This window comes from Pseudomonas sp. SJZ074 (assembly GCF_007828215.1).
Lineage (GTDB): Bacteria > Pseudomonadota > Gammaproteobacteria > Pseudomonadales > Pseudomonadaceae > Aquipseudomonas.
Genome location: NZ_VIUE01000003.1, coordinates 132,238 through 158,867, shown reverse-complemented (window position 1 = coordinate 158,867; position 26,630 = coordinate 132,238). Strand labels below are relative to the sequence as shown.

Genomic DNA, 26,630 nt, shown 5'->3' with positions numbered 1-26,630 from the left:
CCCGAAGGCTGGCCGCCCGGACCATAGGGGAATGGCGTAATGGCAACGGTAGACCGCTGGCTGCTGCCAGATGGCATCGAAGAAGTACTGCCACCGGAAGCTGCGCGTATCGAAGTAGCGCGTCGGCAGGTGTTGGATCTGTTCCAGAGCTGGGGTTACGAGTTCGTCGTTACTCCGCATATCGAGTACCTGGAATCCCTGCTGACCGGCGCGGGCCAGGACCTGGACCTGCGCACCTTCAAGGTCGTCGATCCGCAGTCGGGCCGACAGATGGGTTTTCGAGCCGACATCACGCCCCAGGTAGCGCGTATCGACGCCCATACCCTGCGCCGTGAAGGCCCCAGTCGCCTGTGCTACGCCGGCAGTGTACTGCATGCCCAGCCCCGCGCCCTGTCGTCCTCGCGCAGCCCGATCCAGCTGGGTGCCGAATTGTATGGCGATGCCAGCCCGAGCAGCGACGTGGAAGTCATCAGCCTGATGCTGGCCATGCTGCAACTGGCTGATGTGCCGGATGTCCACATGGATCTGGGTCACGTCGGCATCTATCGCGGCCTGGCCCGTGCGGCCGGTCTGTCCGGTGAAGTGGAGCAGCGGTTGTTCGACGCCTTGCAGCGCAAGGCCATCGATGAGGTCATCAGCCTGACCGAAGGTTTGCCGGCCGATCTGTCCGACATGCTGCGGGCGCTGGTAGACCTGTGCGGCGGCCGTGAAGTGCTGGCGGCGGCGCGTGAGCGCCTGGCCCATGCGCCGGCGCCTGTATTGGCGGCGCTGGACGACCTGCTGGCGATCGCCGAGCGTCTGTCGGTGCGTTTCCCCGAGCTGCCGTTGTATTTCGACCTGGGTGAGTTGCGTGGCTACCACTACCACACCGGCGTGGTGTTCGCTGTGTTCGTGCCGGGCGTGGGCCAGTCCATCGCCCAGGGTGGCCGTTACGACGATATCGGCGCCGACTTCGGTCGCGCTCGTCCCGCGACCGGTTTCTCTACCGATCTGAAAACCCTGGTGACCCTGGGGCGTGCTGAAGTCGAGTTACCGTCCGGCGGTATCTGGATGCCTGACAGTACGGATGCGGCTCTTTGGCAGACGGTCTGCCAGTTGCGCAGTGAGGGTCAGCGTGTCGTCCAGGCGTTGCCTGGGCAGCCTTTGGCCGCCGCCCGTGAAGCGGACTGCGACCGGCAATTGATTCAGCACAACGGGCTTTGGCAGGTACTGCCGCTGGCTTCTTGAGTTTTCCTGCCGGCTGCGGCCGGCACCAAGTTTGCGCGAATGAGGACAAGTGTTATGGGTAAGAATGTCGTAGTCCTGGGCACCCAGTGGGGTGATGAGGGCAAAGGCAAGATCGTCGATCTGCTGACCGAACATGCTGCCGCCGTAGTGCGCTACCAGGGTGGCCACAACGCCGGTCACACCCTGGTGATCGACGGTGAGAAAACCGTCCTGCACCTGATTCCATCGGGCGTGCTGCGCGAAGGCGTGCAATGCCTGATCGGTAACGGTGTCGTGGTTGCCCCCGACGCCCTGCTGCGGGAAATCGTCAAGCTGGAAGAGAAGGGCGTACCGGTGCGCGAGCGCCTGCGTATCAGCCCGTCTTGCCCGCTGATCCTGTCCTACCACGTTGCGCTGGACCAAGCCCGTGAAAAGGCCCGTGGCGAGATGAAGATCGGCACCACCGGCCGCGGCATCGGCCCGGCCTACGAAGACAAGGTGGCCCGTCGTGGCCTGCGCATCGGTGATCTGTTCCACCGCGAGCGTTTTGCCGCCAAGCTGGGCGAGTTGCTGGACTACCACAACTTTGTCCTGGTCAATTACTACAAAGAACCGGCCATCGACTTCCAGAAGACCCTGGACGAGTGCATGGAATACGCCGAGCTGCTCAAGCCGATGATGCTCGATGTCACCGCCGAGCTGCATGAGCTGCGTCGCGCGGGCAAGGACATCATGTTCGAAGGCGCCCAGGGTTCGCTGCTGGATATTGACCACGGCACCTACCCGTACGTTACCAGCTCCAACACCACTGCCGGCGGCATCGCCACCGGTTCGGGCTTCGGTCCGATGTACGTGGACTACATCCTGGGTATCACCAAGGCCTACACCACTCGCGTGGGCTCGGGTCCGTTCCCGACCGAGTTGTTCGACGACGTCGGTGCCTTCCTGGCCAAGCGCGGCCACGAGTTCGGTGCCACCACCGGTCGTGCCCGTCGTTGCGGCTGGTTCGATGCCGTCATCCTGCGTCGCGCCATCGACGTCAACAGCATCTCGGGCCTGTGCCTGACCAAGCTGGACGTGCTGGACGGCCTGGAAACCATCAACATCTGCGTGGGCTACAAGAATCAGGACGGCGCGGTCATCGACGCACCGACCGACGCTGACAGCTACATCGGCCTGGAGCCGGTGTATGAGCAGATGCCAGGCTGGACCGAATCGACCGTGGGTGCCAAGACCCTGGAAGAGCTGCCTGCGGCGGCCCGCAACTACATCAAACGCCTCGAAGAACTGGTGGGCGCGCCTATCGACATTATTTCGACGGGGCCTGACCGCAACGAAACCATCGTTCTGCGCCACCCGTTTGGTTGATAAGTCGCTGATGTAAAAGACAAAGGACCCTCCTATGGGTCCTTTGTCGTTTCTGCCTGCCGACGGCACAACACTTGCTATGCAACTCCATTACTGGCACATCTTGACGAGTGCCACCAATTTAATGGCGTTCGTAGAGGGATTTCCCGTGTCGGCCGTTCTCTCCCTGTTACAAAGCCGTTTGCTACGGCCTGTGTTCGTTACCCTTGGTATCGCCCTTTTGGTGCAGGTGCTGGTGGCGGTTGCTCTGACCCGCAGCACGGTCACGGCGCTCGAAACCGACCTGGGCTCACGCCTGGGTGCTGACAGCCAGAAACTCTCCGGCGAGCTGGAGCAAGCTGGGCGGGAGGTCACCTCAAGCCTGGACAGTTTGTCCGCCAGTACCCGCCAGCGATTGAACGCGGGCTTATCCACGCGCCTGAAAGATGAGCAGTCGCAGCTGCGCACGACGCTGGAAAAAGCACTCAAGGACTCCGCCAATGATATGGCGCAGCTCCTGGCTTCCGTCGCTCCCCGCGCCATGTGGGACAGTGACATACCGACGCTTTCCGAGTTCGCCCGCCGGGCCCAGCGTAATCCCAATGTCTTGTTCGTCATCTACGATGATGCCAACGGTGAGCACCTGACCCGTTACCTGAACCGGGATAACGCGATCAACAAGGCCTTGCTGGAGAAGGGTAAGGGCGAGCGGGCACTGGACAAGGTGCTGGACGCTGCGAAGACCGATCCATCGGTGTACTACCTTGAGGCATCGATCAATCCCAATGGGGTGGAAATCGGCAAAGTATTGATGGGAGTCTCCACTGCTTCGGTGGAATCCGATCTGAAGGCGCTGGATCAGCGCTTTTCGGCATTGATCGCCAGCAGCGATCAACTGGTCGGTGACAGCCTCAAGGGGGCCGCCGCCGACAGTGCCGCTGCCATGCGCGGCCGCCTGCAGTCGGCACAGGCCACCGCCACGCAGATGCAGACCAACACTTCCGGCACGGTGCAGGAAGCGGCGAGTACCTTGCGCTGGCGCATCGGCCTCGGCCTCGCGCTGGTGGGCTTTGGCGTATTACTGCTGTTGGCCGTGGTGCTGGGGCGCCGGGTGGTCAATCGCTTGAAGCTGCTGATCGCAGCAATGAATGATCTGGCGGCAGGGGAGGGTGACCTGACCAAGCGTGTGCAGATCAACAGCAAGGATGAAATCGGCGACATGGCCTCGGCGGTCAATCGCTTTGTGGATAAGTTGCAACCCATCGTGCGAGAGGCGGGTGATGTCGCCCAGCGCACCGGTGTGGAAATCGGTGCAATGACTTTGCGCAACTCCGGCGCCGATGCGGCGGCCGGGATGCAGCGTGATGAGGTGGCCGAAAGTTTGCGTGCGTTGTCGCAGATGGCCGACGAAGCACAGTCGGAAAGCCAGGCGATGCAGGCGGCCCTGCAGCAGGTGGTCGAGATTCGCCAGGCCACAGACGAAAACACCCGGACTTCGGCCAAGGTCAGTGGCCTGATCGAGGCGCTGGCCGGGCAGGTGGACACCGGGGCGAAGGTGATCGAGCGGCTGGCGCAGCAGAGCGAGCAGATCGAAGTGGTGCTGACGGTCATTCACGGCATTGCCGAGCAGACCAATCTGCTGGCCCTGAACGCGGCCATCGAAGCGGCGCGGGCCGGGGAAACCGGGCGTGGCTTTGCAGTGGTGGCGGACGAAGTGCGGGCATTGGCCAGCAAGACCCAGAGTTCAACCGGTGACATCCAGGCCCACATCGTGGCATTGCAGCAGGGGGCCCGCGAGGCGGTGGCCGCGATCGGCCAGGCCGGGCGTCAGGCCAGCGAGGGCCTGTTGGTGTTGCGTGACAGTGCTCGCTTGCAGCAGTCGGTACAGGCTTCCGTGGAGCAGGTGCACGCGGCGATTGGCCTGGCGACTCAGGCAGCGGCCCATCAGGCTCAGGGGGCGCAGGCAGTGCGTGGACGGGTGGAGACTATTCATGCCCAGGCCGAAAAGGCGGCCCAGGCCGTGGTCGAGACGACGGCAAGCGGCAAGGTGCTGGACAGCTTGGCGGCGCAGTTGAAGGCGAGCCTGGGGCAGTTCAGGGCCTGATGCGTGGCCGGCCTATATCCGGGCCACTTGTGGGAGCGAACCTGTTCGCGATGGCGGCCCGACGGCCGCCTCATCCCCTGCGGCATCAGGAATTCCCCAGCCCAGAAACGCAAAAACCCGCTTTCGCGGGTTTCTGTGAGATTCAAGACCAGGTCTTGAAGCTTGAATTGGTGCCCAGAAGAAGACTCGAACTTCCACGACCTTGCGGTCACCAGCACCTGAAGCTGGCGTGTCTACCAATTTCACCATCTGGGCAGCATCTTCAGCGTTGCCGCTGTCGATGTGGCGCACTATACGGAGCGCGTTTTAATCTGTAAACCCCTGTTTTTGTTTTAATAATTGTGAAAGTGGATTTCAGTGGGGTAGAAATGCAAAAACCCGCTTTTGCGGGTTTTTAGGGAGCTTGCAGATCGTTGATCTGTTGCTCGAAATTGGTGCCCAGAAGAAGACTCGAACTTCCACGACCTTGCGGTCACCAGCACCTGAAGCTGGCGTGTCTACCAATTTCACCATCTGGGCAGTATCGGCAACGTGTGTACGTCGTCGATGGCGCGCACTATACGGAGCGTGTTTTTAACTGTAAACCCCTCTTGATAAAAAAAACGGGAAATTTCACGAGCGGTGCCTTCCCTGCTTGAAGACAGGGGTAAAAGACCTTTAGAAAGGGCTTCGGATGCCTGAAATTTCCCGTTTCATTACGCCTATGCCAAACTAACCCGCATATAGACAAGGTGAAAACTCTCTAATGGCCGATTGGCAGTCCCTCGATCCCGAGGCCGCTCGTGAAGCGGAAAAATATGAAAACCCTATTCCCAGCCGCGAACTGATCCTGGCGCATCTCGCCGACCGGGGTTCGCCTGCCAGCCGTGAAGAGCTGGTCGAAGAGTTCGGGCTGACGACCGAAGATCAACTCGAAGCCCTGCGCCGCCGCCTGCGTGCCATGGAGCGCGATGCTCAACTGATCTATACCCGGCGCGGAACCTATGCGCCGGTGGACAAGCTCGATCTGATCCTGGGCCGTATCGCCGGTCACCGCGATGGCTTCGGGTTCCTGATTCCCGATGACGGCAGTGACGACCTGTTCATGAGCCCGGCGCAGATGCGCCTGGTGTTCGACGGTGACCGGGCGCTGGCCCGTGTGTCTGGTCTGGATCGACGCGGTCGCCGTGAAGGCGTGATCGTCGAAGTGGTGTCCCGTGCCCACGAAAGCATCGTCGGCCGCTACTTTGAAGAGGGCGGCATCGGCTTTGTCGTCGCGGACAACCCGAAGATCCAGCAGGAAGTGCTGGTGACCCCGGGCCGCAACGCCAACGCCAAGGTCGGTCAGTTCGTCGAGGTGAAAATCACCCACTGGCCAACCCCGCGCTTCCAGCCGCAAGGCGATGTGGTGGAAGTGGTCGGCAACTACATGGCGCCGGGCATGGAAATCGACGTTGCCCTGCGTACCTATGACATTCCCCACGTCTGGCCTGAGGCGGTCCTGAAAGAAGCCGCCAAACTCAAGCCGGAAGTCGAAGAAAAGGACAAAGAAAAGCGCATCGACCTGCGTCACTTGCCGTTCGTCACCATCGACGGTGAGGATGCGCGGGACTTCGACGACGCGGTCTACTGCGAAGCCCGGCCGGGCAAGCTGCGCCTGTTCTCCGGCGGCTGGAAGTTGTACGTGGCGATTGCCGACGTCTCCAGCTACGTGAAGCTCGGTTCGGCACTGGATGCCGAAGCCCAGGTGCGCGGTAACTCGGTGTACTTCCCCGAGCGCGTCGTGCCGATGTTGCCTGAAGAGCTGTCCAACGGCTTGTGCTCGCTCAATCCCCATGTCGATCGCCTGGCCATGGTCTGCGAGATGACCATCTCCAAGTCCGGCGAGATGACCGACTACTGCTTCTACGAAGCGGTGATTCATTCTCACGCCCGTCTGACCTACAACAAGGTCAGCGCCATGCTCGAGACGCCGAAGCTGGCCGAATCGCGCAAGCTGCGTGGTGAATACAACGAGGTGCTGCCGGACCTCAAGCAGCTTTATGCGTTGTACAAGGTGCTGCTGGCGGCTCGTCATGTCCGTGGGGCGATTGATTTCGAGACCCAGGAAACACGGATCATCTTCGGTTCCGAGCGCAAGATTGCCGAAATCCGTCCGACCGTGCGCAACGATGCGCATAAATTGATCGAGGAATGCATGCTGGCGGCCAACGTGGCTACCGCCGAATTCCTGAAGAAGCATGAGATCCCTGCGCTGTATCGGGTCCACGACGGCCCGCCGCCAGAGCGCCTGGAAAAACTGCGCGCCTTCCTCGGTGAGCTCGGCCTGTCCCTGCACAAGGGCAAGGAAGGTCCATCGCCGAAGGATTACCAGGCGTTACTGGCCAACATCAAGGATCGTCCGGATTTCCACCTGATCCAGACCGTCATGCTGCGCTCCTTGAGTCAGGCGGTGTACAGCGCCGATAACCAGGGCCACTTCGGCCTGAATTACGAGGCCTATACCCACTTCACCTCGCCGATCCGTCGCTACCCTGACCTGCTCACGCACCGGGCCATCCGCAGCGTGATCCATTCGAAGATGAACACACCGCACGTCAGGCGTGCCGGTGCGATGACCATTCCGAAGGCGCGCATCTATCCGTACGACGAGGCGGCCCTGGAGCAGTTGGGCGAGCAGTGCTCGATGAGCGAGCGTCGCGCCGACGAAGCGACCCGCGACGTGGTGAACTGGCTCAAGTGCGAGTACATGAAGGATCGCGTGGGCGAGTCGTTCCCGGGCGTGATCACCGCCGTGACCGGTTTCGGCCTGTTTGTCGAACTGACCGATATCTATGTCGAGGGTCTGGTGCATGTCACCGCGCTGCCGGGTGACTACTACCACTTCGACCCTGTGCACCACCGCCTGGCGGGTGAGCGCACCGGGCGCAGCTTCCGTCTTGGCGATACCGTCGAAGTGCGGGTGATGCGCGTCGATCTCGACGAGCGCAAGATCGACTTCGAGATGGCGGAAAAAACCATCGATGCACCGATCGGACGCAAGAAGCGTGGCACCGAGACATCTGCGCCTGCGGCCAAGACCGCTGCCGAGCCGGCCTCGACCAAGTCCAGCCGTCGCGCCCCGGCCAAGGAAAAAGCCAGCGATGCCTATCGCCCGAGCGATGCCGCGGCGAAAAATGCCGAAGTGCGCAAGAGTCGCGAAATGAAGCAGGCGTTGCTGGCCGAAGCCAAGAAAGGTGGCAAAGCCGCGTCGGGAGGAAAGACCGGGCGGTCGGCTCCCGAAAGCGCAAGCAGCAAACCGAGCAAACACCGTAAGGGGCCGTCGAAAGCGGGCTCGGCCCCGGCTAAAAGTGGCGGAGCCCGTAAACCCAAGGCCAAGTCATGAGTCAGCTAGAAAAAATCTACGGCGTGCATGCCGTGGAAGCGCTGTTGCGTCATCACCCCAAGCGGGTCAAACAGATCTGGCTGGCTGAAAGCCGCAGTGAGCCACGGGTCCAGACCCTGGTCGAACTGGCCAACGAAAATCGCGTAGCGGTCGGCCAGGCCGAACGGCGCGAAATGGACGCCTGGGTCGAAGGTGTGCACCAGGGTGTCGTGGCCGAGGTCAGCCCGAGTCAGGTCTGGGGCGAGGCGATGCTCGAGGAACTGCTCGATCGTACCGAAGGCGCGCCTTTGTTGCTGGTGCTGGACGGCGTGACCGATCCTCATAACCTCGGCGCCTGCCTGCGTTCGGCGGATGCGGCCGGGGCATTGGCGGTGATCGTTCCCAAGGACAAGTCGGCAACCTTGACGCCGGCCGTACGAAAAGTCGCCTGCGGCGCCGCGGAAGTGATTCCGTTGGTGGCCGTGACCAACCTCGCGCGCACCCTGGAAAAACTCCAGCAGCGCGGCTTGTGGGTGGTCGGCACGGCGGGCGAGGCCGAACAGGACCTGTATCAGCAGGACCTGACCGGCCCGACGATCCTGATCATGGGTGCCGAAGGCAAAGGCATGCGTCGCCTGACCCGCGAACATTGCGACTACCTGGTCAAGCTGCCGATGGCCGGCAGCGTCAGCAGCCTCAACGTCTCGGTCGCGACCGGTGTGTGTCTGTTCGAGGCGCTGCGCCAGCGTAGCGTCAAGGCGGCTGCTTCGCGCAAGCTATAAGCTTCAAGCTTCAAGCTTCAAGCTTCAAGCTTCAAGCTTCAAGCAGCGAGTTGGAAGCATTGCGCTTCTGTCTTGCCGCTTGTCGCTCGTGGCTTGCGTCTGTTCAATTGCCTTGCACCTGCCTCGACCCTTCTCTACAATTGCGCCCCTTGCTGTGATGGCAGGCACTTATGTGTCTAGCGTCCACAAGTCCATAAGTGTCATTCACTCCTTGTCTGACCGTTTTCAAGCGGCAGGCTACAACCCGTAAGGAGCATTCATGCGTCATTACGAAATCATCTTTTTGGTCCACCCGGATCAAAGCGAGCAAGTCGGCGGCATGGTTGAGCGTTACACCAAGCTGATCGAAGAAGACGGCGGCAAAATCCACCGCCTGGAAGACTGGGGCCGTCGTCAACTGGCCTATGCAATCAACAATGTTCACAAGGCTCACTACGTGATGCTGAACGTTGAGTGCACCGGCAAGGCCCTGGCCGAGCTGGAAGACAACTTCCGCTACAACGATGCAGTGATCCGTAACCTGGTCATCCGTCGCGAAGAAGCCATCACCGGCCAATCCGAGATGCTCAAGGCTGAAGAAAACCGCAGTGAGCGCCGTGAGCGTCGCGACCGTCCTGAGCACTCTGACAGCGCCGATGGCGATGACAGCGATAGCGACAGCGACAACAGCGATAACGCTGACGAGTAATCCACGGACCTTTTAAGGAGCCAATCACATGGCACGTTTCTTCCGTCGTCGTAAATTCTGCCGCTTCACCGCTGAAGACGTGAAAGAGATCGATTACAAAGATCTCAACACTCTGAAAGCCTACGTATCCGAGACCGGCAAAATTGTTCCAAGCCGCATCACCGGTACCAAAGCTCGTTATCAGCGTCAGCTGGCCACCGCTATCAAGCGCGCCCGCTTCCTGGCCCTGTTGGCCTACACCGACAGCCACGGCCGCTGAGACCGGGCAGTCGACAAGTAGCAAAGGATTGAATGCATGCGCGCCATAGCTGAGTTCATCATGCGCGGCCGTATGCAGGCCACTCTGGTAGTGGCTGGATGTGCGGCATTGCCGTTGTTGTATTGGTTGGGTGCTGCCGCCGGGAGTCTCGTACTCCTGCGGCGCGGATTGAGGGACGCCTCGAGCGTTCTTGCTCTGGGACTGCTGCCGGCCTTGCTCTGGTGGTTGTACGCCGCGGACCCGCGGGCACTGATGGTGCTTCTGGGGTCCTCGGCGCTGGCGTTGGTGTTGCGCGCCAGCGAATCCTGGAACCGCGTGCTGCTGGTCAGCATAGCGATAGGGGTGGTGTTTTCAGTGGTGCTCGGGGTGGCTTTCGCGCCCCAGATCGAGATGCTGTCGCAGGCTTTGGTAAAAATCCTGCCCGAGGCCCTCGGTGATCTCTACCGGCAGATGTCGGCAGAGGAGCAGGCGCGTTTTGCGTCCCTGATCGCACCGGTCCTGACCGGCCTGATTGCGGCCTTGTTGCAAATCGTCAGTGTGCTGAGCCTGATTGTCGGGCGCTACTGGCAGGCGTTGTTGTACAACCCGGGTGGTTTTGGTCGCGAGTTTCGCGCCATCCGGTTCCCGCTTGGGCTGGCGATGTTGCTGCTGGCGGGCATGCTTCTGGGGCCGAACTTCGGTCCGCAGATGGCCATGCTCACGCCGTTGTGCAGCGTACCGCTGGTCTTCGCGGCCCTGGCCCTGATTCACGGGCTGGTGGCGCAAAAGCGACTGGCCAGGTTCTGGCTGGTGGGGTTGTACGTCACGTTGTTGCTGTTCATGCAGCTGATCTATCCGTTGCTGGTGGTCCTGGCCATCGTCGACAGCCTGATTGATTTTCGCGGTCGTATGGCGTCGAAAGACGCCGACAGCGCGAACGGTGAAGGTTAAAAGTTAGAGGATTTTCACATGCAACTGATCCTTCTGGAAAAAATCGCCAACCTGGGCAACCTGGGCGACAAAGTAAACGTTAAGGCCGGTTACGGCCGTAACTACCTGCTGCCTTTCGGCAAGGCTACCGCTGCGACCGCCGCCAACCTGGCTGCGTTCGAAGAGCGTCGCGCCGAGCTGGAAAAAGCCGCCGCAGACCGTAAGGCATCGGCTGAAAGCCGTGCTGCCCAACTGGCCGAGCTGGAAGTGACCATCACTGCCACCGCTGGCGACGAAGGCAAGCTGTTCGGTTCGATCGGTACCCACGACATCGCTGACGCACTGACCGCCTCCGGCGTTGAAGTTGCGAAGAGCGAAGTTCGTCTGCCGAACGGCACCATCCGCAACGTAGGCGAATTCGACGTAGCCGTGCACCTGCACGCTGAAGTTGAAGCCACCGTACGCGTTGTCGTGGTAGCAGCCTAAGCAATAGCTGTCGGCTGGCACCCTTGGGTGCTAGCCGGTAACATCGGGCACGATCCTGTTTACAGGTCGTGCCCTTTGTCTTTCTGCAATTCCTGATTTTCATAACCCCTTGGGGTTCCCAAAGAATCAAGTGGCCATGAACGAAATCACCGCTCCCGAGCAATACGATCTGCAAACCGCCGCCCTGAAGGTGCCGCCACATTCCATCGAGGCCGAACAGGCCGTGCTCGGTGGCCTGATGCTGGACAACAACGCCTGGGAACGCGTGCTCGATCAAGTCTCCGATGGCGATTTCTACCGGCATGACCACCGCCTGATCTTCCGTGCGATCGCCAAGCTGGCCGATCAGAACATGCCGATCGACGTGGTCACTCTGGCCGAACAGTTGGACAAGGAAGGTCAGACTTCCCAGGTCGGTGGCCTCGGCTACTTGGGCGAACTGGCGAAAAACACGCCGTCTGTCGCCAACATCAAGGCCTATGCGCAAATTGTCCGCCAGCGGGCGACGTTGCGTCAGTTGATCGGTATCAGCAACGAAATCGCCGATAGCGCCTTCAACCCTGAAGGCCGCACCGCCGAAGAGATCCTCGATGAAGCCGAACGGCAGATCTTCCAGATCGCCGAAGCCCGGCCGAAGACTGGCGGCCCGGTGGGGGTCAACGAGTTGCTGACCAAAGCCATCGACCGTATCGACACCCTGTTCAACACCGACAATGCCATCACCGGCTTGTCGACCGGCTACACCGACCTCGACGAGAAGACCAGCGGCCTGCAACCGGCCGACCTGATCATCGTTGCCGGCCGTCCTTCCATGGGTAAGACTACCTTTGCGATGAACCTGGTGGAAAACGCTGTGCTGCGCAGCGACAAGGCGGTTCTGGTGTACTCCCTCGAGATGCCAGGCGAATCGCTGATCATGCGTATGCTCTCGTCCTTGGGGCGCATCGACCAGACCAAGGTCCGTTCCGGCCAACTGGAAGATGACGACTGGCCGCGCCTCACCTCGGCGGTCAACCTGCTCAACGACCGCAAGCTGTTCATCGATGACACCGCCGGCATCAGCCCGTCGGAAATGCGCGCCCGGACCCGCCGCCTGGTGCGTGAGCACGGTGATATTGCGCTGATCATGATCGACTACCTGCAGCTGATGCAGATCCCGGGCTCCAGTGGTGACAACCGGACCAACGAGATTTCCGAAATCTCCCGGTCCCTCAAGGCCCTGGCCAAGGAATTCAACTGCCCGGTGGTGGCCTTGTCCCAGCTGAACCGCTCCCTGGAACAACGTCCCAACAAGCGCCCGGTGAACTCCGACTTGCGGGAATCCGGAGCGATCGAGCAGGACGCCGACGTCATCATGTTCGTGTACCGCGACGAGGTGTATCACCCCGAGACGGAACACAAGGGCATCGCCGAAATCATCATCGGCAAGCAGCGGAACGGCCCGATCGGCTTTATCCGCCTGGCATTCATCGGCAAGTACACGCGGTTCGAGAACCTGGCGCCGGGTAGCTACAATTTCGATGACGACGAATAACCTGTGGGAGCGGGCTTGCTCGCGAAGGCGGCGTGCCAGAAACCTCAGTGTCGACTGACATACCGCCTTCGCGAGCAAGCCCGCTCCCACAGAGGCGCTGCCGATTTCCGACCATAGCCGTCGGACTTGATCATTTTTTGTGCTATATTCCGCCCCCGCGATTTTTCATCTTTTATACCGGTCATCGACATGCAAGCAGCCAAGCCGTTATTTGACTATCCCAAGTACTGGGCCGAATGTTTCGGCCCGGCGCCGTTCCTGCCCATGAGCAGGGAGGAGATGGATCAGCTCGGCTGGGATTCGTGCGACATCATCATCGTGACCGGCGATGCCTACGTCGATCACCCGTCGTTCGGCATGGCCATCATCGGCCGGTTGCTGGAAGCCCAGGGTTTTCGCGTCGGGATCATTGCCCAGCCGAACTGGCAGTCCAAAGACGATTTCATGAAGCTCGGCGAGCCGAACCTGTTCTTCGGTGTCGCGGCCGGCAACATGGACTCGATGATCAACCGCTACACCGCCGACAAGAAAATCCGTTCCGATGATGCTTATACGCCGGGTGGCCTGGCGGGCAAGCGGCCGGACCGTGCGAGCCTGGTCTACAGCCAGCGCTGCAAGGAAGCCTACAAGCACGTGCCCATCGTGCTCGGCGGCATCGAAGCGTCCCTGCGTCGCATCGCCCATTACGATTACTGGCAGGACCGGGTGCGCAATTCGATCCTGATCGACGCCAGCGCCGACATCCTGCTCTACGGCAACGCCGAGCGGGCGATTGTCGAGGTCGCCCAGCGCCTGTCCTACGGCCACAAGATCGAAGACATCACCGATGTACGCGGCACCGCGTTCATCCGTCGCGACACGCCGCAAGGCTGGTACGAGGTGGACTCCACCCGCATCGACCGTCCGGGCAAGATCGACAAGATCATCAACCCATACGTGAACACCCAGGACACCGCCGCCTGCGCCATCGAGCAGGAAAAAGGCCCGGTTGAAGACCCGAGCGAAGCCAAGGTCGTGCAGATCCTGGCGAGCCCGAAAATGACCCGCGACAAGACCGTGATCCGCCTGCCGTCGGTGGAAAAGGTCCGTAACGACCCCGTGCTCTATGCCCACGCCAACCGCGTGCTGCACCTGGAAACCAACCCGGGTAACGCCCGGGCGCTGGTACAGAAGCACGGTGAGGTCGATGTCTGGTTCAACCCGCCGCCCATTCCGATGACCACCGAAGAAATGGACTACGTGTTTGGCATGCCTTACGCACGTGTTCCGCACCCGGCGTATGGCAAGGAAAAGATTCCGGCTTACGAGATGATCCGTTTCTCGGTGAATATCATGCGCGGTTGCTTCGGCGGCTGTACGTTCTGCTCCATCACCGAGCACGAAGGCCGGATCATCCAGAACCGTTCCGAAGAGTCGATCATCCGCGAGATCGAAGAGATCCGCGACAAGGTGCCGGGTTTCACCGGGGTGATTTCCGACCTCGGCGGCCCGACCGCGAACATGTACCGCATCGCCTGCAAGAGCCCGGAGATCGAATCCGCGTGCCGCAAGCCGTCCTGCGTGTTCCCCGGCATCTGTCCGAACCTGAACACCGACCATTCCTCGCTGATCCAGCTGTACCGCAGCGCCCGCGCGTTGCCTGGGGTGAAGAAGATTCTGATCGCTTCCGGCCTGCGCTACGACCTGGCCGTCGAGTCTCCGGAGTACGTCAAGGAGCTGGTGACACACCACGTCGGTGGCTACCTGAAGATCGCGCCTGAGCATACCGAGGAAGGTCCGCTCAACCAGATGATGAAGCCGGGTATCGGTACCTATGACCGGTTCAAGCGGATGTTCGAGAAGTTCAGCAAGGAAGCCGGGAAAGAGCAGTACCTGATTCCGTACTTCATCGCCGCCCACCCGGGCACCACCGACGAAGACATGATGAACCTGGCGCTGTGGCTCAAGGGCAACGGGTTCCGTGCCGACCAGGTGCAGGCGTTCTACCCGTCGCCGATGGCCAGTGCCACCGCGATGTACCACTCGGGCAAGAACCCGCTGCGCAAGGTCACCTACAAGAGCGACGGGGTGACCATCGTCAAGAGCGAAGAACAGCGCCGCCTGCACAAGGCCTTCCTGCGCTATCACGACCCCAAGGGCTGGCCGATGCTGCGTGAGGCGTTGACCCGCATGGGCCGTGCCGACCTGATCGGGCCGGGCAAGCATCAGCTGATCCCGCTGCACCAGCCGTCAACCGACAGCTACCAGAGCGCCCGTCGCAAGAACTCGACACCGGCCGGCAGCCATAAGGTGGGCAAGGACACCACCCGGATCCTGACCCAGCACACCGGCCTGCCGCCACGTGCCAGCGACGGCGGCAATTCGTGGGACAAGCGCGAGCAGGCCAAGGCCGCTGCGTTCGCCCGCAACCAGAAGGCGGCCAAGGAACGCAAGGAGGCTGCCAAAGGCAAAGGGCCAAAGCCGGCGCGCAAGCCGGTCGTGCCGCGCTGATCGGCCAAACCCTGCCGCAAGCGCCAGCCTAAGTGCTGGCGTTTTGCTTTCTAGCGGCAGTGCTACTCCTTTGCTATCGTGGCGCCGGCCCCATGCCCCGGGCGATGAGGCCGCTGATGCCCTTGTGGCGAGGGGCTTTATCCCCTCGCCACAGTGCCAACGACCTGACTTATAGACCCCAAGGATGACCCATGAGCACCCCGTTACCCGGCATTGGCATGGACAACAGCCCCTCCCAGTTCATGGCTCGCCAACGCATCGAAAGCCAGATCAACCTGCCACGGCTGTTCGCCGCCATTGACGCCGACCCCGGCATTGTCGGTGCTGGCGTGGTGTATATCGATGCGGAGTTCAACGTGGTGACCCTGCGGGAATTCAAGCCGATCTGCAGCATCAAGCCCAAGCGGATCATTTTGCGCGAGGCGCAGAAGTACATCGCGCCGGCTCAGTTTGCCCAACAGGTACAGGACAATCCTCGGGAGTCGCGTTTGGTCGGGGAGGCAATTAACACCAGTTTATCGTGTGCCGGAGCCGTTATCGGTTGGGTCGTGGTACTTAGCGGTTCTGTTGCCGTCCCGTTTTCAGCAGGCGCCAGTAGTGTGATAGCTGCTCTCGGCTATACGGCTGCCGTCGCCAGTACTGCTCAGTGTTTTGCGAGCGGCTATCGCGTAAGCAATGAAATAAGCAATCCTGTCCGAAATGATCAGCTCGACAGTGAAGAGTGGTATCAGTACACGATGATTGCGCTGGACGCCGCGTCCCTGGTGGGGGTGGGTGCGTCTTCGCTGACGACTCTCAAGCTGGTCAGATTGAATAAAGCTACGACAGGTAAAAGTGTGCGGGAGGTGCTCAGGGGGCTCAATCGACAAGAGCGGGCCAAATTGACCAAGGAGTTGTTGAGTATCAATGACCCTCGTTTGACTTCAAAACTGCTCAAGCTGAAGCAGTTGTCCGGTGAACTCCCCAAACGCTTCACATCGACTCAGCTCAAGCATGCAACGGTCACGCAGATACGGGACGCTTTGGGGGCTGCTATCGGCCTCACCGGAAGCGCAATTTCCGGAAATGTCCGCACCATTGCCGTAGGCCTGTATGAAGAGATTGACCAATGAAGGATCAACCCAATATCCGCAGTTTTCTATTCAGATATTTTCCCGTTTTCATCGGGGCGATATTGGCATCGATCTTTGCTTTGGCTTGTGCGATTCCGCTGTTCTTTGACAGCTATTTTCGCAACCTTTCCCTGGCCGAAGGTGCGAAGTGGTCTTTCCTGAGTGGGATTGCCCTCACCCTTGTCATCGTGCATTGCAATTTCATGATTGCGCGCGGACGTCCTCGCTGGGTGGTGCCATTGGTAATAGTGCTGGGGCTTTGCTTTTTATGCGTACTGCCTACGATTGAATATCGTCCCAACAGACTGATCTACAGTTTAAGTCTGCTATTTTCATTGCTTGCTCTGCTCCTTCTCAACAGCAAACGCCACCGTGAAATGCGCAGCAAGCTGGTCGAAATTCGCCATCAGCGTGAACGTCTCTTCCAGGCGATAAAGGCCTCACGCCCGCGTCGCTGAGTCGATTCGCTACGATCCCCGCCACATTTATGTGCACCTCTGTGCACGGGAAGTCGGGCATCGTTCCGTTTTAGTGCTCTACTGCCTTGAGTAGACGAAGAAAGTGTCCGGCCAGCCTGCATGGCATAAGTCTTGCGCCGCTTTCTATTCCGCCCAGGTTTGCAGGAGGCACGCCGTGTCGATCCATGTCGCATTGCATCACGTCACGCATTACCGCTACGACCGTGCCGTCGAGCTCGGCCCGCAGATCGTTCGCCTGCGCCCCGCGCCTCATAGCCGTACGCGGATTCTTTCCTATGCGCTGAAGGTTTCGCCTGAGCAGCACTTCATCAACTGGCAGCAGGATCCCCAGGGCAATTACCTGGCGCGCCTGGTGTTCCCCGAGAAAACCGAAGAGCTGCGGATCGAGGTCGATCTGCTGGCGGAAATGGCGGTGTTCAATCCGTTCGACTTTTTCCTCGAACCCTACGCCGAAAAGATTCCGTTCGCCTACGGGGCGGATGAGAAACACGAGCTGATGCCGTACCTGGAGACGTTGCCGCTCACCCCGAAATTCAAGGCTTACCTGGATGGCATCGACCGCACGCCGTTGGCGACGGTGGATTTCCTGGTGGCGCTCAACCAGCGCCTGCACGACGACATCAGCTATCTGATCCGCATGGAGCCCGGTGTCCAGACCCCGGAACACACGCTGGAACAGGCGTCCGGTTCCTGCCGCGACTCGGCCTGGCTGCTGGTGCAACTGTTACGTCACCTGGGCCTGGCCGCGCGGTTCGTCTCCGGCTACCTGATCCAATTGACCGCCGATGTGAAAAGCCTCGACGGCCCGTCCGGTACCGAAGTGGATTTCACCGACCTGCACGCCTGGTGCGAGGTCTACCTGCCTGGCGCCGGTTGGATCGGCCTGGATGCGACGTCCGGCCTGTTTGCCGGCGAAGGGCATATTCCGCTGGCTTGCAGCCCCGATCCTTCATCGGCGGCGCCGATCACCGGCCTGGTAGAGCCTTGCGAGTGCGAATTCAGCCATGAAATGTCCGTGGAGCGGGTCTGGGAAGCGCCGCGGGTGACCAAGCCCTACACCGAAGAGCAATGGCTGGCGATCCAGGCGTTGGGCCGGCAAATCGACGCTGACCTGCTGCAAGGCGATGTGCGGCTGACCATGGGCGGCGAGCCGACCTTCGTTTCCATCGATGACCCGGACGGCGCCGAGTGGAACACCGCGGCGCTCGGCCCGGACAAGCGCCGACTCTCCGTCGAGCTGTTCCAGCGCCTGCGCAAGCACTACGCGCCCCAGGGGCTGGTGCACTTCGGCCAGGGCAAGTGGTACCCCGGCGAACAACTACCGCGCTGGTCCCTCAACTGCTACTGGCGACGTGACGGCGTGCCGATCTGGCACAACAGTGCCTTGATCGCGGACGAACAACGAGACTACGGCGCCGATGGCGAGATGGCCGGGCGTTTTCTGACCAGCGTCGCTGAGCGTTTGAACATTCCCCCGCGCTTCGTGTTTCCGGCCTACGAAGACAACTTCTATTACCTCTGGCGCGAAGGCGCGTTGCCCTCGAATGTCAGCGCCCAGGACCCACGCCTGGACGATGCCATGGAGCGGGCGCGCTTGCGCAAGGTCTTCAGCCAGGGCCTGAACAAAGTCATCGGCCAGGTCCTGCCACTGGCCCGTACCGCCAAGGGCGATCAATGGCAGAGCGGTCGCTGGTATCTGCGGGACAACCACTGCCGGTTGGTGCCGGGGGATTCGCCCCTGGGCTATCGCTTGCCGCTGGCGTCCCAGCCGTGGGTGACGGCAGCCGAATATCCATTCATCCACCCCACCGATCCGAACCAGGATTTACCCGGGTTGCCCGACGCCGAACAACTGGCCCGTCACGGCGAGGCGTTGGTCGAAGAGGATCGCGTACCGGAAATCGACGTGTCCGCCGACTGGCTGACCCGCACCGCCTTCTGCGCTGAGGCCCGCGAGGGGCGGCTGTATCTGTTCATGCCGCCCCTGGAACGCGTCGAAGATTACCTTGAACTGGTCAGCGCCATCGAGGCCACCGCCGAGGAGCTGCAATGCCCGGTGTTGTTGGAAGGCTATGAGCCGCCGAGCGATCCACGCCTGGGCAACTTTCGCATCACGCCCGATCCGGGGGTGATTGAAGTGAATGTGCAACCTTCGGCGTCTTGGGATGAATTGGTCGAGCGCACCGAATTCCTCTACGAGCAGGCCCGGCAAACCCGGCTGACTACCGAGAAGTTCATGATCGACGGCCGGCACACCGGCACGGGCGGCGGTAACCATTTCGTCCTCGGCGGTGCGACACCGGCTGACTCACCGTTTCTGCGTCGCCCCGATCTGCTGCGCAGCCTGATCAGCTACTGGCATAACCATCCGTCGCTGTCCTACCTGTTTTCCGGATTGTTCATCGGCCCGACGTCCCAGGCACCCCGGGTGGACGAAGCGCGTAACGATGCGCTGTACGAACTGGAAATCGCCTTTGCGCAAATGCCGGAGCCCGGCGAGGAATGCCCGCCCTGGCTGGTCGACCGGTTGTTGCGCAACCTGCTGATCGACGTGACCGGCAACACCCACCGCGCTGAATTCTGCATCGACAAGCTGTATTCGCCGGACGGCGCGACAGGGCGTCTTGGCCTGCTGGAACTGCGTGCCTTTGAAATGCCTCCCCACGCCCGCATGAGCCTGGCTCAGCAATTACTGTTGCGAGCGCTGGTGGCGCGGTTCTGGCGCGACCCCTATGCGCCGGCCAAACTGGCGCGTTGGGGCACCGAACTGCATGACCGGTTCCTGTTGCCCCACTTCATTGAACAGGACTTCGCCGACGTCATCGAAGAACTGAACGCCGCCGGTTACCCGCTGCGGGCTGAGTGGTTCGCCGCGCATATGGAGTTCCGCTTTCCGAAAGTGGGCGACTATGCGGCAGGCGGTATCGAGTTGCAGTTGCGCCAGGCCCTGGAACCCTGGCATGTACTGGGCGAGGAGGGCTCAGTCGGTGGCACCGTGCGTTATGTGGATTCATCCCTGGAGCGCTTGCAGGTCAAGCTCAATGGCCTGGCCCCGCAACGGTATCTGCTGACGTGCAACGGTGTGCCGGTGCCGTTGCAACCCACTGGCCGGGTCGGGGAATTCGTCGCCGGGGTACGTTTCCGTGCCTGGCAGCCGGCCAGTTGCCTGCAGCCCACCATTGCGGTCCACGCGCCGCTGGTTTTCGATCTGCTCGACACCTGGATGCAGCGTTCCGTGGGCGGCTGTCAGTACCATGTGGCTCACCCGGGCGGGCGCAATTATGAGAGCCTGCCGGTGAACGCCAATGAGGCGGAGAGCCGGCGGATGGCGCGGTTCTTCCGTCTGGGGCATACACCTGGAAAACTGCCGATACCCAGTCTGGCGGTGGATGACGAGTTTCCTCTGACGCTCGATCTGCGGCGTTTTTCAGGGGTGAAAAACATGTAATCACATCCTGTGGCGAGGGGATTTATCCCCGCTGGGCCCGCGTAGCGGCCCCCAAAATAAGACAATGGGTTATTTCGGGGTGATTGATGCGTTTGGTATGGGGCTGCTATGCAGCCCAGCGGGGCCACATCAGGTTGCAGTCTGCACAGATTGTATCTATTCGCGCATCATGCCCTTGCGCTAGTCTCACCTTTCACTGCCGCCTGCCGAGCTTTCCATGCCTGACCTGCTTGACCGTTACCCGCTGACAACGGGCACTTATCACGAATTGCTGGACGACCATGGTGCGGTGCGTCCGCACTGGCGGCGGCTGTTCGACCAGTTGCAGCGCAGCACGCCGGCCCAACTGATGCAGCGTCAGGCGTTGCTGGCGCGGCAGATCCAGGAAAACGGCGTCACCTATAACGTCTATGCCGATCCGAAGGGCGCCGACCGGCCATGGGAGCTGGACCTGCTGCCCCATGTCATCGATGCGCAGGAATGGAAGCAGCTGTCGGCCGGTATTGCCCAACGTGCACGGTTGCTCAACGCGGTGCTGGCTGACCTCTACGGGCCGCAACGGTTGATCAGCGAAGGCCTGCTGCCGGCGGAACTGGTGTTCGGGCACAACAACTTCCTCTGGCCTTGCCAGGGCATCAGCCCTCCGGAAGGGATTTTCCTGCATTTGTATGCCGTGGACCTGGCGCGCACGCCCGATGGGCGCTGGTGGGTCACGGCGGATCGGACCCAGGCACCCTCCGGGGCCGGTTATGCGCTGGAAAACCGCATGATCGTCTCCCGCGCCTTTCCCGATCTGTACCGCGACTTGAAGGTCCAGCATCTGTCCGGTTTCTTCCGCACCTTACAGGAAACCCTTGCCCGCCAAGCCCCCAGCGAGGGTGAGCCGCCCCTGGTGGTGCTGTTGACGCCGGGGCGCTTCAACGAAAGCTATTTCGAACACCTGTACCTGGCGCGCCAGCTTGGCTATCCGCTGGTAGAGGGGGGCGACCTGACCGTTCGCGACGCCACGGTCTACCTCAAGACCCTCAGCGGGTTGCGTCGGGTCCATGCGATCATGCGTCGGCTCGACGATGACTTTTGCGATCCGCTGGAGTTGCGTACCGATTCGGCCCTGGGGGTGCCGGGGCTGCTCGAGGCGGTACGCCAGGGGCGGGTGCTGGTGGGCAACGCCTTGGGTAGCGGCGTGCTGGAATCGCCAGGCCTGTTGGGGTTCCTGCCGAAGATCTGCCAGTTCCTGTTCGGCGAAGACCTGCTGCTGCCTTCCATCGCCACTTGGTGGTGCGGCGAGCCGCCGGTGCTGGCCCAGGCCCTGGAAAAGCTGCCTCAGCTGTTGATCAGGCCGGCCTTCCCTTCCCAGAGCTTCAAGCCGGCGTTCGGCCGTGACCTGAGCGAGGAGCAGCGCGACCGTCTGGCGGCGCGGATCCAGGCACGGCCTTACGCCTACGTGGCTCAGGAGTTGGCGCAGTTGTCCCAGGCCCCGGTCTGGCAGGCCGAGGACGGCCTGTTGCAGCCGCGGGCCATCGGCATGCGTGTGTACGCGGTGTCCGGTAAGGACGATTATCGGGTGCTGCCGGGCGGCTTGACCCGCGTGGCGGCCGAGGCCGATGCCGAAGTGGTGTCGATGCAACGTGGCGGCGCGAGCAAGGACACTTGGGTGCTGGGAGAGCTGGCGCCTGGCAGCGAACAGTGGAAGGCCCAGCGCACCGTGGGCGTTCATGACCTGGTTCGACGGGATCCGTACCTGCCGTCCCGGGTGGTGGAGAACCTGTTCTGGTTTGGTCGTTATTGCGAACGTTGCGATGACAGTGCGCGGCTGCTGCGGATCATGCTGGCGCGTTATGTCGATGGCGATGATCCGCAGGCATTGCAATCGGCGGTGTCCCTGGGTGAGAGCCTGATGCTGCTGCCCGAAGAGGGCGAACTGCCTGAGCGTCTGCTGGCGGCATTGCTGGGCGACGATTGGTCGTTCAGCCTGCGCTCCAACCTGCAGCGCCTGCAGTGGGCGGCCTCGCAGGTGCGTGGCAAGTTGTCCCGGGAGAACTGGCAGGCGCTGGTGGAGTTGCAGCGCGAGGCCCTGGAGCTGGAAACCGGCGAAGCGGATTTCGGCGAGCTGCTGGATTTCCTCAACCGATTGGTGATGTCTCTGGCGGCGCTTTCCGGATTCGCCCTGGACGACATGACCCGCGACGAGGGCTGGCGCTTCCTGATGATCGGTCGGCGCCTGGAACGCCTGCAGTTTCTCAGCAGCAGCCTGGCCGCGTTCCTGCGGGGGGAGGCGGTGTTCGATCAGGCCGGGCTGGAATGGCTGCTGGAGCTGGGTAACAGCAGCATCACCTACCGCTCGCGTTACCTGGCGGTCGCCCAGTTGATCCCGGTGCTCGACCTGTTGCTGCTGGACGAGCAGAACCCCCATGCAGTGCTCTTCCAGTTGAAACTGGTGGCCCGTACCCTCAAGCGCCTGAACGATGACTTTGGCGCGCCGAGGGAAACCGCGTTGCCGGAGTTGGTGACGCGCCTGTCGCGCTTTGACCTGCGATGCCTGGAAAATCCGTTGTTCGGCGAAGCCAGCCTGCGCGCCGCGCTCGATGGCCTGGCCGACCTGTTGCAGGAAGTGGCCGATGTCAGCGGCCAGGTGTCGGATCGCCTGGCCCTGCGTCATTTTGCCCACGTCGATGACGTCAGCCAACGCACGGTGTCCGTATGATGAGCGCCCGCTACCAGATTCTCCACGACACCCATTACCACTATGACAGCCCGGTATCCCTGGCCCAGCAGCTTGCCCACCTGTGGCCGCGGCCCTGTGAGTGGCAGCGTTGCACCGACCAGCAGTTGGTGATCAGCCCCGAGCCGACGACCCGTCGGGATGAGCTGGATGTCTTCGGTAATCCACTGACCCGCCTGGCTTTCGAACGGCCCCATGATGAGTTGCTGGTCAATGCCCGCCTGAGTATCGAAGTGCTGGCTCGCCCTGAACCTGATTTCAACCTGTCGCCAGCCTGGGAGTCGACCTGCCAGGCGCTGACCTACAGCAGCCGGCCGCTGTCCGAGGCATTGCTGGACGCGTGTCGCTATCGTTTCGAGTCTCCTTATGTGCACCTCAAGCGCAGCTTCGTCGAATTTTCCGAAAGCTGCTTTGCGCCGGGACGCCCATTGATGTGGTGTGTCCGGGCGCTGATGGAGAAGATTTTCGACGAGTTTACGTTCGATGCCGAAGCGACGCAGGTGGCGACGCCGTTGGTGGAGGTGCTGGAACGGCGGCGGGGCGTATGCCAGGACTTTGCCCATCTGATGCTGGCCTGCATACGTTCCCGTGGGCTGGCGGCGCGTTACGTCAGCGGTTACCTGCTGACCCAGCCACCGCCCGGCCAGCCCCGGTTGATTGGCGCCGATGCGTCCCACGCCTGGATCTCGGTGTTCTGCCCGGCACTGGGCTGGGTGGATTTCGACCCGACCAACAACGTACAGCCAGCCCTGGAGCACATCACCCTGGCCTGGGGCCGGGATTTTTCCGATGTGTCGCCGTTACGCGGGGTGATCCTGGGGGGCGGTAATCACGATCCCGAGGTTCGGGTGACCGTGATGCCGCTGGAGTGATTCAGGGTTTGGCCTGAGGGACGGCTGTGGGTTCATAGGCGCTGTGTTTCATTGGAGGGTGATATGTTCCCGGTTTCCATCAAAGGCGTGCTGCAATCCCCCGAAGGCCTGGTCGTGCTCATGCTCAACGAGCGGGACGAGTGGGAATTGCCCGGCGGACGAATCGAATTGGGCGAAACGGCAGCGCAATGCCTGGCCCGGGAAATCACCGAGGAACTCGCGGTGGAGGTGAGCGTGGGGGAGCCGCTGGATTCCTACCTGTTCGAAGTCATCCCTGGCAAACATGTGTTCATATCCACTTACCGCTGCCAGTTGGTGGGCGGCTTCGTGCCGACGGTGAGCCATGAACACAAGGAGATCGGGCTCTTCGAGCCAGGCCGCTTACCGGCCAAGCTGCCGGAAGGTTATCGCGCCTCGATTGCCAAGGCCCTGCAAGCGTGAGGGCCCAGAGCCCTCACGCCGCTTCTCATGGGGATTTTTGCTCGGCCCATTTGGGCTGTACCGAGGGTTGCCATTCATCCAGCGCATCGAGCAGGTCATGGGCTGACGCGCTCACTTGCAGCATGTCGCGATGGGCTGCGCGGACAAAACCTTCGTCGACGATATGGTCGAGGAAACCGGTGAGTTTGCTGTAGAAACCATTCACTTCCAGCAGGCCCAGCGGTTTGCCGTGGTAGCCGAGCTGGCCCCAGGTCCAGACTTCGAACAATTCTTCCAGGGTGCCGAGGCCACCGGGCAGGGCGATGAAGGCGTCGCTGAGTTCGGCCATGCGCGCCTTGCGGGCATGCATGCCGTCCACCACTTCCAGGCGGGTCAGGCCGCTATGGCCGATCTCCTTGTCTTTCAGGCTTTGCGGAATGATGCCGATGACTTCGCCCCCGGCCGCCAGGGCCGCGTCGGCAACGATGCCCATCAGGCCGACGGCGCCGCCGCCATAGACCAGGGTGAGCTTGCGTTCGGCCAATGCTCGTCCCAGCGCTTGCGCCGCTTCACGGTAAGCGGGGTTGGCGCCGATGCTGGCGCCGCAAAATACACACACAGACGCGATGGCCATGCTTTTCTCCAGAGTCGGTAACCGCTGCAGAGTAAAGCCTGGCCGCTGTCGTGTGCAAAGGGCGCGCAGGCATCAGACCTCTCGCGCAGGTTTTTCGTAGGTACCGCTGGCGCCGCAGGCGTAGGCGGCGAGCAGGCTGCACAACAGGCTGTTGAGGTTCATGACTGGCACTCCATTGGGTTGATGGGGCCGATCATAGGCGGACCTTGTGCCTCTGGCCGGTTGATTGTGTCCATCAGGCTGATAGCCTTAAGTTGTATACACTTTTTGATTCAGGTCATAGGAACTTGTCTGAAATTAGGGCAGTCTTCCCCTTTGAAGGGATTTTCTAACCATGCCTTGGAGATTCATGATGTTTGCCAAACTTGTAGCAGTATCCCTGTTGACACTGGCTAGCAGCCAACTGATGGCAGCGGAGTGCAAGACCACCATCGACTCGACCGATCAGATGACCTTCAGTACCAAGGCCATCGAGATCGATAAGAGCTGCAAGACTTTTACCGTTGAGCTGACTCATTCGGGCACCTCGCAGAAGAGCGTCATGGGCCATAACTGGGTGCTGAGCAAAGAGGCTGACATGCAGCCGATCGCGACCGATGGCCTGACCGCTGGTATCGACAAGAACTACCTGAAGGAAGGTGATGAGCGCGTCATTGCCCACACCAAAATCATCGGTGCTGGTGAGAAAGACTCGGTGACCTTTGACGTGTCGAAGCTCAATGCCGCTGAGAAGTACGGCTTCTTCTGCTCGTTCCCGGGCCATATCTCGATGATGAAAGGCACCGTGACCCTGAAGTAATCTTCAGGCATAAAAAGCGCCCGTTGCAAGGGCGCTTTTTTGTGTCCGGCAAATCACCGAGTCATCGTTCTTCGCGAGCAAGCCCGCTCCCACACTGGTGTTTGACGCAGATCCTTTGTGGGAGCGGGCTTGCTCGCGAAGACGTCAGTCCAGCCGCCTTAGAATCAAGGGGCGTACGGCAACACTCGCTTGTGCTCGGTCTTGCGATAGGTCTCGCAGATGATCCGGGCGGCTTCTTCGCGAATGGTCTGGCCGTGCAAGAAGGCATCGATTTCCCCATAGGTCACCCCATGAGCGGCTTCGTCGGGCTTGCCCGGGGACAGGTCCTCGAGGTCGGCGGTGGGGACTTTTTCCACCAGCGATTCCGGGGCTCCGAAGTCGCGGGCGATGGCCCGGACCTGATTTTTCACCAGGCCGCTCAGGGGCGCCAGGTCACAGGCGCCGTCACCGAACTTGGTGAAGAAACCCATCACGGCTTCAGCTGCGTGGTCGGTACCGACCACCAGGCCTTGCTCGGCACCGGCGATGGCATATTGCGCCACCATGCGCATCCGCGCCTTGGAGTTGCCCAGCACGAAATCCCGCGCGCCTGGCGTCTTGCCTTCGAATGCCAGGACTTCCTTGGCCAAGGCCTTGACCGCCGGGCCGATGTTGACGGTGTGGCGTTCGTCCGGTGTGATGAAGTCCACGCAGGCCTGTGCTTCGTGCTCATCGAACTGGGTTTCGTACGGCAGGCGCACGGCGATGAACTTGTAGGCCGGGTTACCGGTTTTCTCCCGCAACTCGCGCATGGCGCGCTGGGCCAGCAGGCCGGCCGTCAACGAATCGACTCCGCCACTGATCCCCAGCACCAGGCTCTTGAGCCCGGAGTTGACGAGACAGTCCTGGATGAAGCTGACCCGGCGAGCGATTTCGGCCTTGAGAGCGGCGTCATCGGCAAACGGTGGCTGGACCTTGAGCTGTTCAGCAATCTCACGCTGTACGGCTTGCATGAAT

Annotated in this window: 20 protein-coding genes, 2 tRNA genes and 1 pseudogene; 19 read left to right on the top strand and 4 right to left on the bottom strand. The window is 61.3% G+C overall.

Going from position 1 to position 26,630, the window contains the following annotated elements; genetic code table 11:
• Window positions 1–39 precede the first annotated feature (39 nt).
• The 4 genes and pseudogenes from FBX99_RS05265 (at window position 40) to FBX99_RS29495 (ending at window position 4,657) form a co-directional block, all read left to right on the top strand.
• Window positions 40–1,227, top strand: coding sequence for an ATP phosphoribosyltransferase regulatory subunit (locus FBX99_RS05265; protein ID WP_144928409.1), 1,188 nt, complete (start codon window positions 40–42; stop codon window positions 1,225–1,227).
• 54 nt (window positions 1,228–1,281) lie between these two features.
• A complete protein-coding gene (locus FBX99_RS05260) occupies window positions 1,282–2,574 on the top strand; it encodes an adenylosuccinate synthase (protein WP_047700344.1) in 1,293 nt (430 codons plus the stop codon).
• A gap of 34 nt (window positions 2,575–2,608) precedes the next feature.
• Window positions 2,609–3,751 (top strand): annotated as a pseudogene (locus FBX99_RS29500) (methyl-accepting chemotaxis protein); the annotation flags it as partial.
• A 21-nt stretch (window positions 3,752–3,772) separates the two neighbouring features.
• Window positions 3,773–4,657 (top strand): methyl-accepting chemotaxis protein, encoded by an 885-nt coding sequence (locus FBX99_RS29495; protein WP_371914581.1) that lies wholly within the window; start codon window positions 3,773–3,775, stop codon window positions 4,655–4,657.
• 168 nt (window positions 4,658–4,825) lie between these two features.
• Here the strand turns inward: FBX99_RS29495 and FBX99_RS05250 are convergent.
• Window positions 4,826–4,912, bottom strand: a tRNA-Leu gene (locus tag FBX99_RS05250).
• A 177-nt stretch (window positions 4,913–5,089) separates the two neighbouring features.
• Window positions 5,090–5,176 (bottom strand) — tRNA-Leu (locus tag FBX99_RS05245).
• 226 nt (window positions 5,177–5,402) lie between these two features.
• Here FBX99_RS05245 and rnr point away from each other — a divergent pair.
• The 14 genes from rnr to FBX99_RS05175 all read left to right on the top strand — a co-directional run bounded on the left by rnr (window position 5,403) and on the right by FBX99_RS05175 (window position 24,222).
• Window positions 5,403–8,021 carry a ribonuclease R gene (gene rnr / locus FBX99_RS05240; RefSeq protein WP_144928413.1) on the top strand — a complete coding sequence of 873 codons (2,619 nt, stop codon included), beginning with the start codon at window positions 5,403–5,405 and terminating at the stop codon, window positions 8,019–8,021.
• Window positions 8,018–8,782 (top strand): 23S rRNA (guanosine(2251)-2'-O)-methyltransferase RlmB, encoded by a 765-nt coding sequence (gene rlmB, locus FBX99_RS05235; RefSeq protein WP_144928415.1) that lies wholly within the window; start codon window positions 8,018–8,020, stop codon window positions 8,780–8,782. Before rnr ends, rlmB begins: the two co-directional genes overlap by 4 nt.
• A 259-nt stretch (window positions 8,783–9,041) precedes the next feature.
• The gene (gene rpsF / locus FBX99_RS05230) at window positions 9,042–9,470 is read left to right on the top strand and encodes a 30S ribosomal protein S6 (protein ID WP_144928417.1); all 429 of its coding nucleotides are present in this window, start codon (window positions 9,042–9,044) and stop codon (window positions 9,468–9,470) included.
• Between the two features lie 28 nt (window positions 9,471–9,498).
• A complete protein-coding gene (rpsR, locus tag FBX99_RS05225) occupies window positions 9,499–9,729 on the top strand; it encodes a 30S ribosomal protein S18 (RefSeq protein WP_002551829.1) in 231 nt (76 codons plus the stop codon).
• A 36-nt stretch (window positions 9,730–9,765) separates the two neighbouring features.
• Window positions 9,766–10,659 carry a hypothetical protein gene (locus FBX99_RS05220; RefSeq protein WP_144928419.1) on the top strand — a complete coding sequence of 298 codons (894 nt, stop codon included), beginning with the start codon at window positions 9,766–9,768 and terminating at the stop codon, window positions 10,657–10,659.
• 18 nt (window positions 10,660–10,677) lie between these two features.
• Entirely contained in the window at window positions 10,678–11,124 is a 447-nt protein-coding gene (gene rplI, locus FBX99_RS05215) for a 50S ribosomal protein L9 (protein WP_003186385.1), read from the top strand.
• Window positions 11,125–11,260: 136 nt separating this feature from the next.
• Window positions 11,261–12,658 carry a replicative DNA helicase gene (dnaB, locus tag FBX99_RS05210; protein WP_047700335.1) on the top strand — a complete coding sequence of 466 codons (1,398 nt, stop codon included), beginning with the start codon at window positions 11,261–11,263 and terminating at the stop codon, window positions 12,656–12,658.
• A gap of 189 nt (window positions 12,659–12,847) precedes the next feature.
• Window positions 12,848–15,148, top strand: a complete 2,301-nt coding sequence (locus tag FBX99_RS05205; protein ID WP_145130837.1) for a YgiQ family radical SAM protein — start codon at window positions 12,848–12,850, stop codon at window positions 15,146–15,148.
• Between the two features lie 191 nt (window positions 15,149–15,339).
• Window positions 15,340–16,260: an NAD synthetase gene (locus tag FBX99_RS05200; RefSeq protein ID WP_144928423.1), complete on the top strand. Its 921-nt coding sequence runs from the start codon at window positions 15,340–15,342 to the stop codon at window positions 16,258–16,260.
• Window positions 16,257–16,718 (top strand): hypothetical protein, encoded by a 462-nt coding sequence (locus FBX99_RS05195; protein WP_145130835.1) that lies wholly within the window; start codon window positions 16,257–16,259, stop codon window positions 16,716–16,718. The genes FBX99_RS05200 and FBX99_RS05195 overlap by 4 nt, the downstream gene beginning before the upstream one ends.
• A gap of 175 nt (window positions 16,719–16,893) precedes the next feature.
• Window positions 16,894–20,187 carry a DUF2126 domain-containing protein gene (locus tag FBX99_RS05190; RefSeq protein ID WP_145130833.1) on the top strand — a complete coding sequence of 1,098 codons (3,294 nt, stop codon included), beginning with the start codon at window positions 16,894–16,896 and terminating at the stop codon, window positions 20,185–20,187.
• Window positions 20,188–20,404: 217 nt separating this feature from the next.
• A complete protein-coding gene (locus FBX99_RS05185) occupies window positions 20,405–22,891 on the top strand; it encodes a circularly permuted type 2 ATP-grasp protein (RefSeq protein ID WP_144928429.1) in 2,487 nt (828 codons plus the stop codon).
• Complete coding sequence (locus tag FBX99_RS05180) at window positions 22,891–23,781, top strand: transglutaminase family protein (protein ID WP_144928431.1); 891 nt, start codon at window positions 22,891–22,893, stop codon at window positions 23,779–23,781. The genes FBX99_RS05185 and FBX99_RS05180 overlap by 1 nt, the downstream gene beginning before the upstream one ends.
• Window positions 23,782–23,844: 63 nt before the next feature.
• Window positions 23,845–24,222 carry an NUDIX domain-containing protein gene (locus FBX99_RS05175; RefSeq protein ID WP_144928434.1) on the top strand — a complete coding sequence of 126 codons (378 nt, stop codon included), beginning with the start codon at window positions 23,845–23,847 and terminating at the stop codon, window positions 24,220–24,222.
• 25 nt (window positions 24,223–24,247) lie between these two features.
• On the opposite strand, the gene FBX99_RS05170 is transcribed toward FBX99_RS05175, so the two are convergent.
• A complete protein-coding gene (locus FBX99_RS05170) occupies window positions 24,248–24,835 on the bottom strand; it encodes a TIGR00730 family Rossman fold protein (RefSeq protein ID WP_145130831.1) in 588 nt (195 codons plus the stop codon).
• Window positions 24,836–25,187: 352 nt separating this feature from the next.
• Between FBX99_RS05170 and azu the strand changes: the two genes are divergently transcribed.
• Window positions 25,188–25,634: an azurin gene (gene azu / locus FBX99_RS05165; protein WP_144928567.1), complete on the top strand. Its 447-nt coding sequence runs from the start codon at window positions 25,188–25,190 to the stop codon at window positions 25,632–25,634.
• A 164-nt stretch (window positions 25,635–25,798) separates the two neighbouring features.
• Here azu and nadE read toward each other — a convergent pair whose 3' ends face one another.
• On the bottom strand, window positions 25,799–26,626 hold the full coding sequence (gene nadE, locus FBX99_RS05160; protein WP_144928438.1) for an ammonia-dependent NAD(+) synthetase: 828 nt from the start codon (window positions 26,624–26,626) through the stop codon (window positions 25,799–25,801).
• Between the last annotated feature and the right edge of the window lie 4 nt (window positions 26,627–26,630).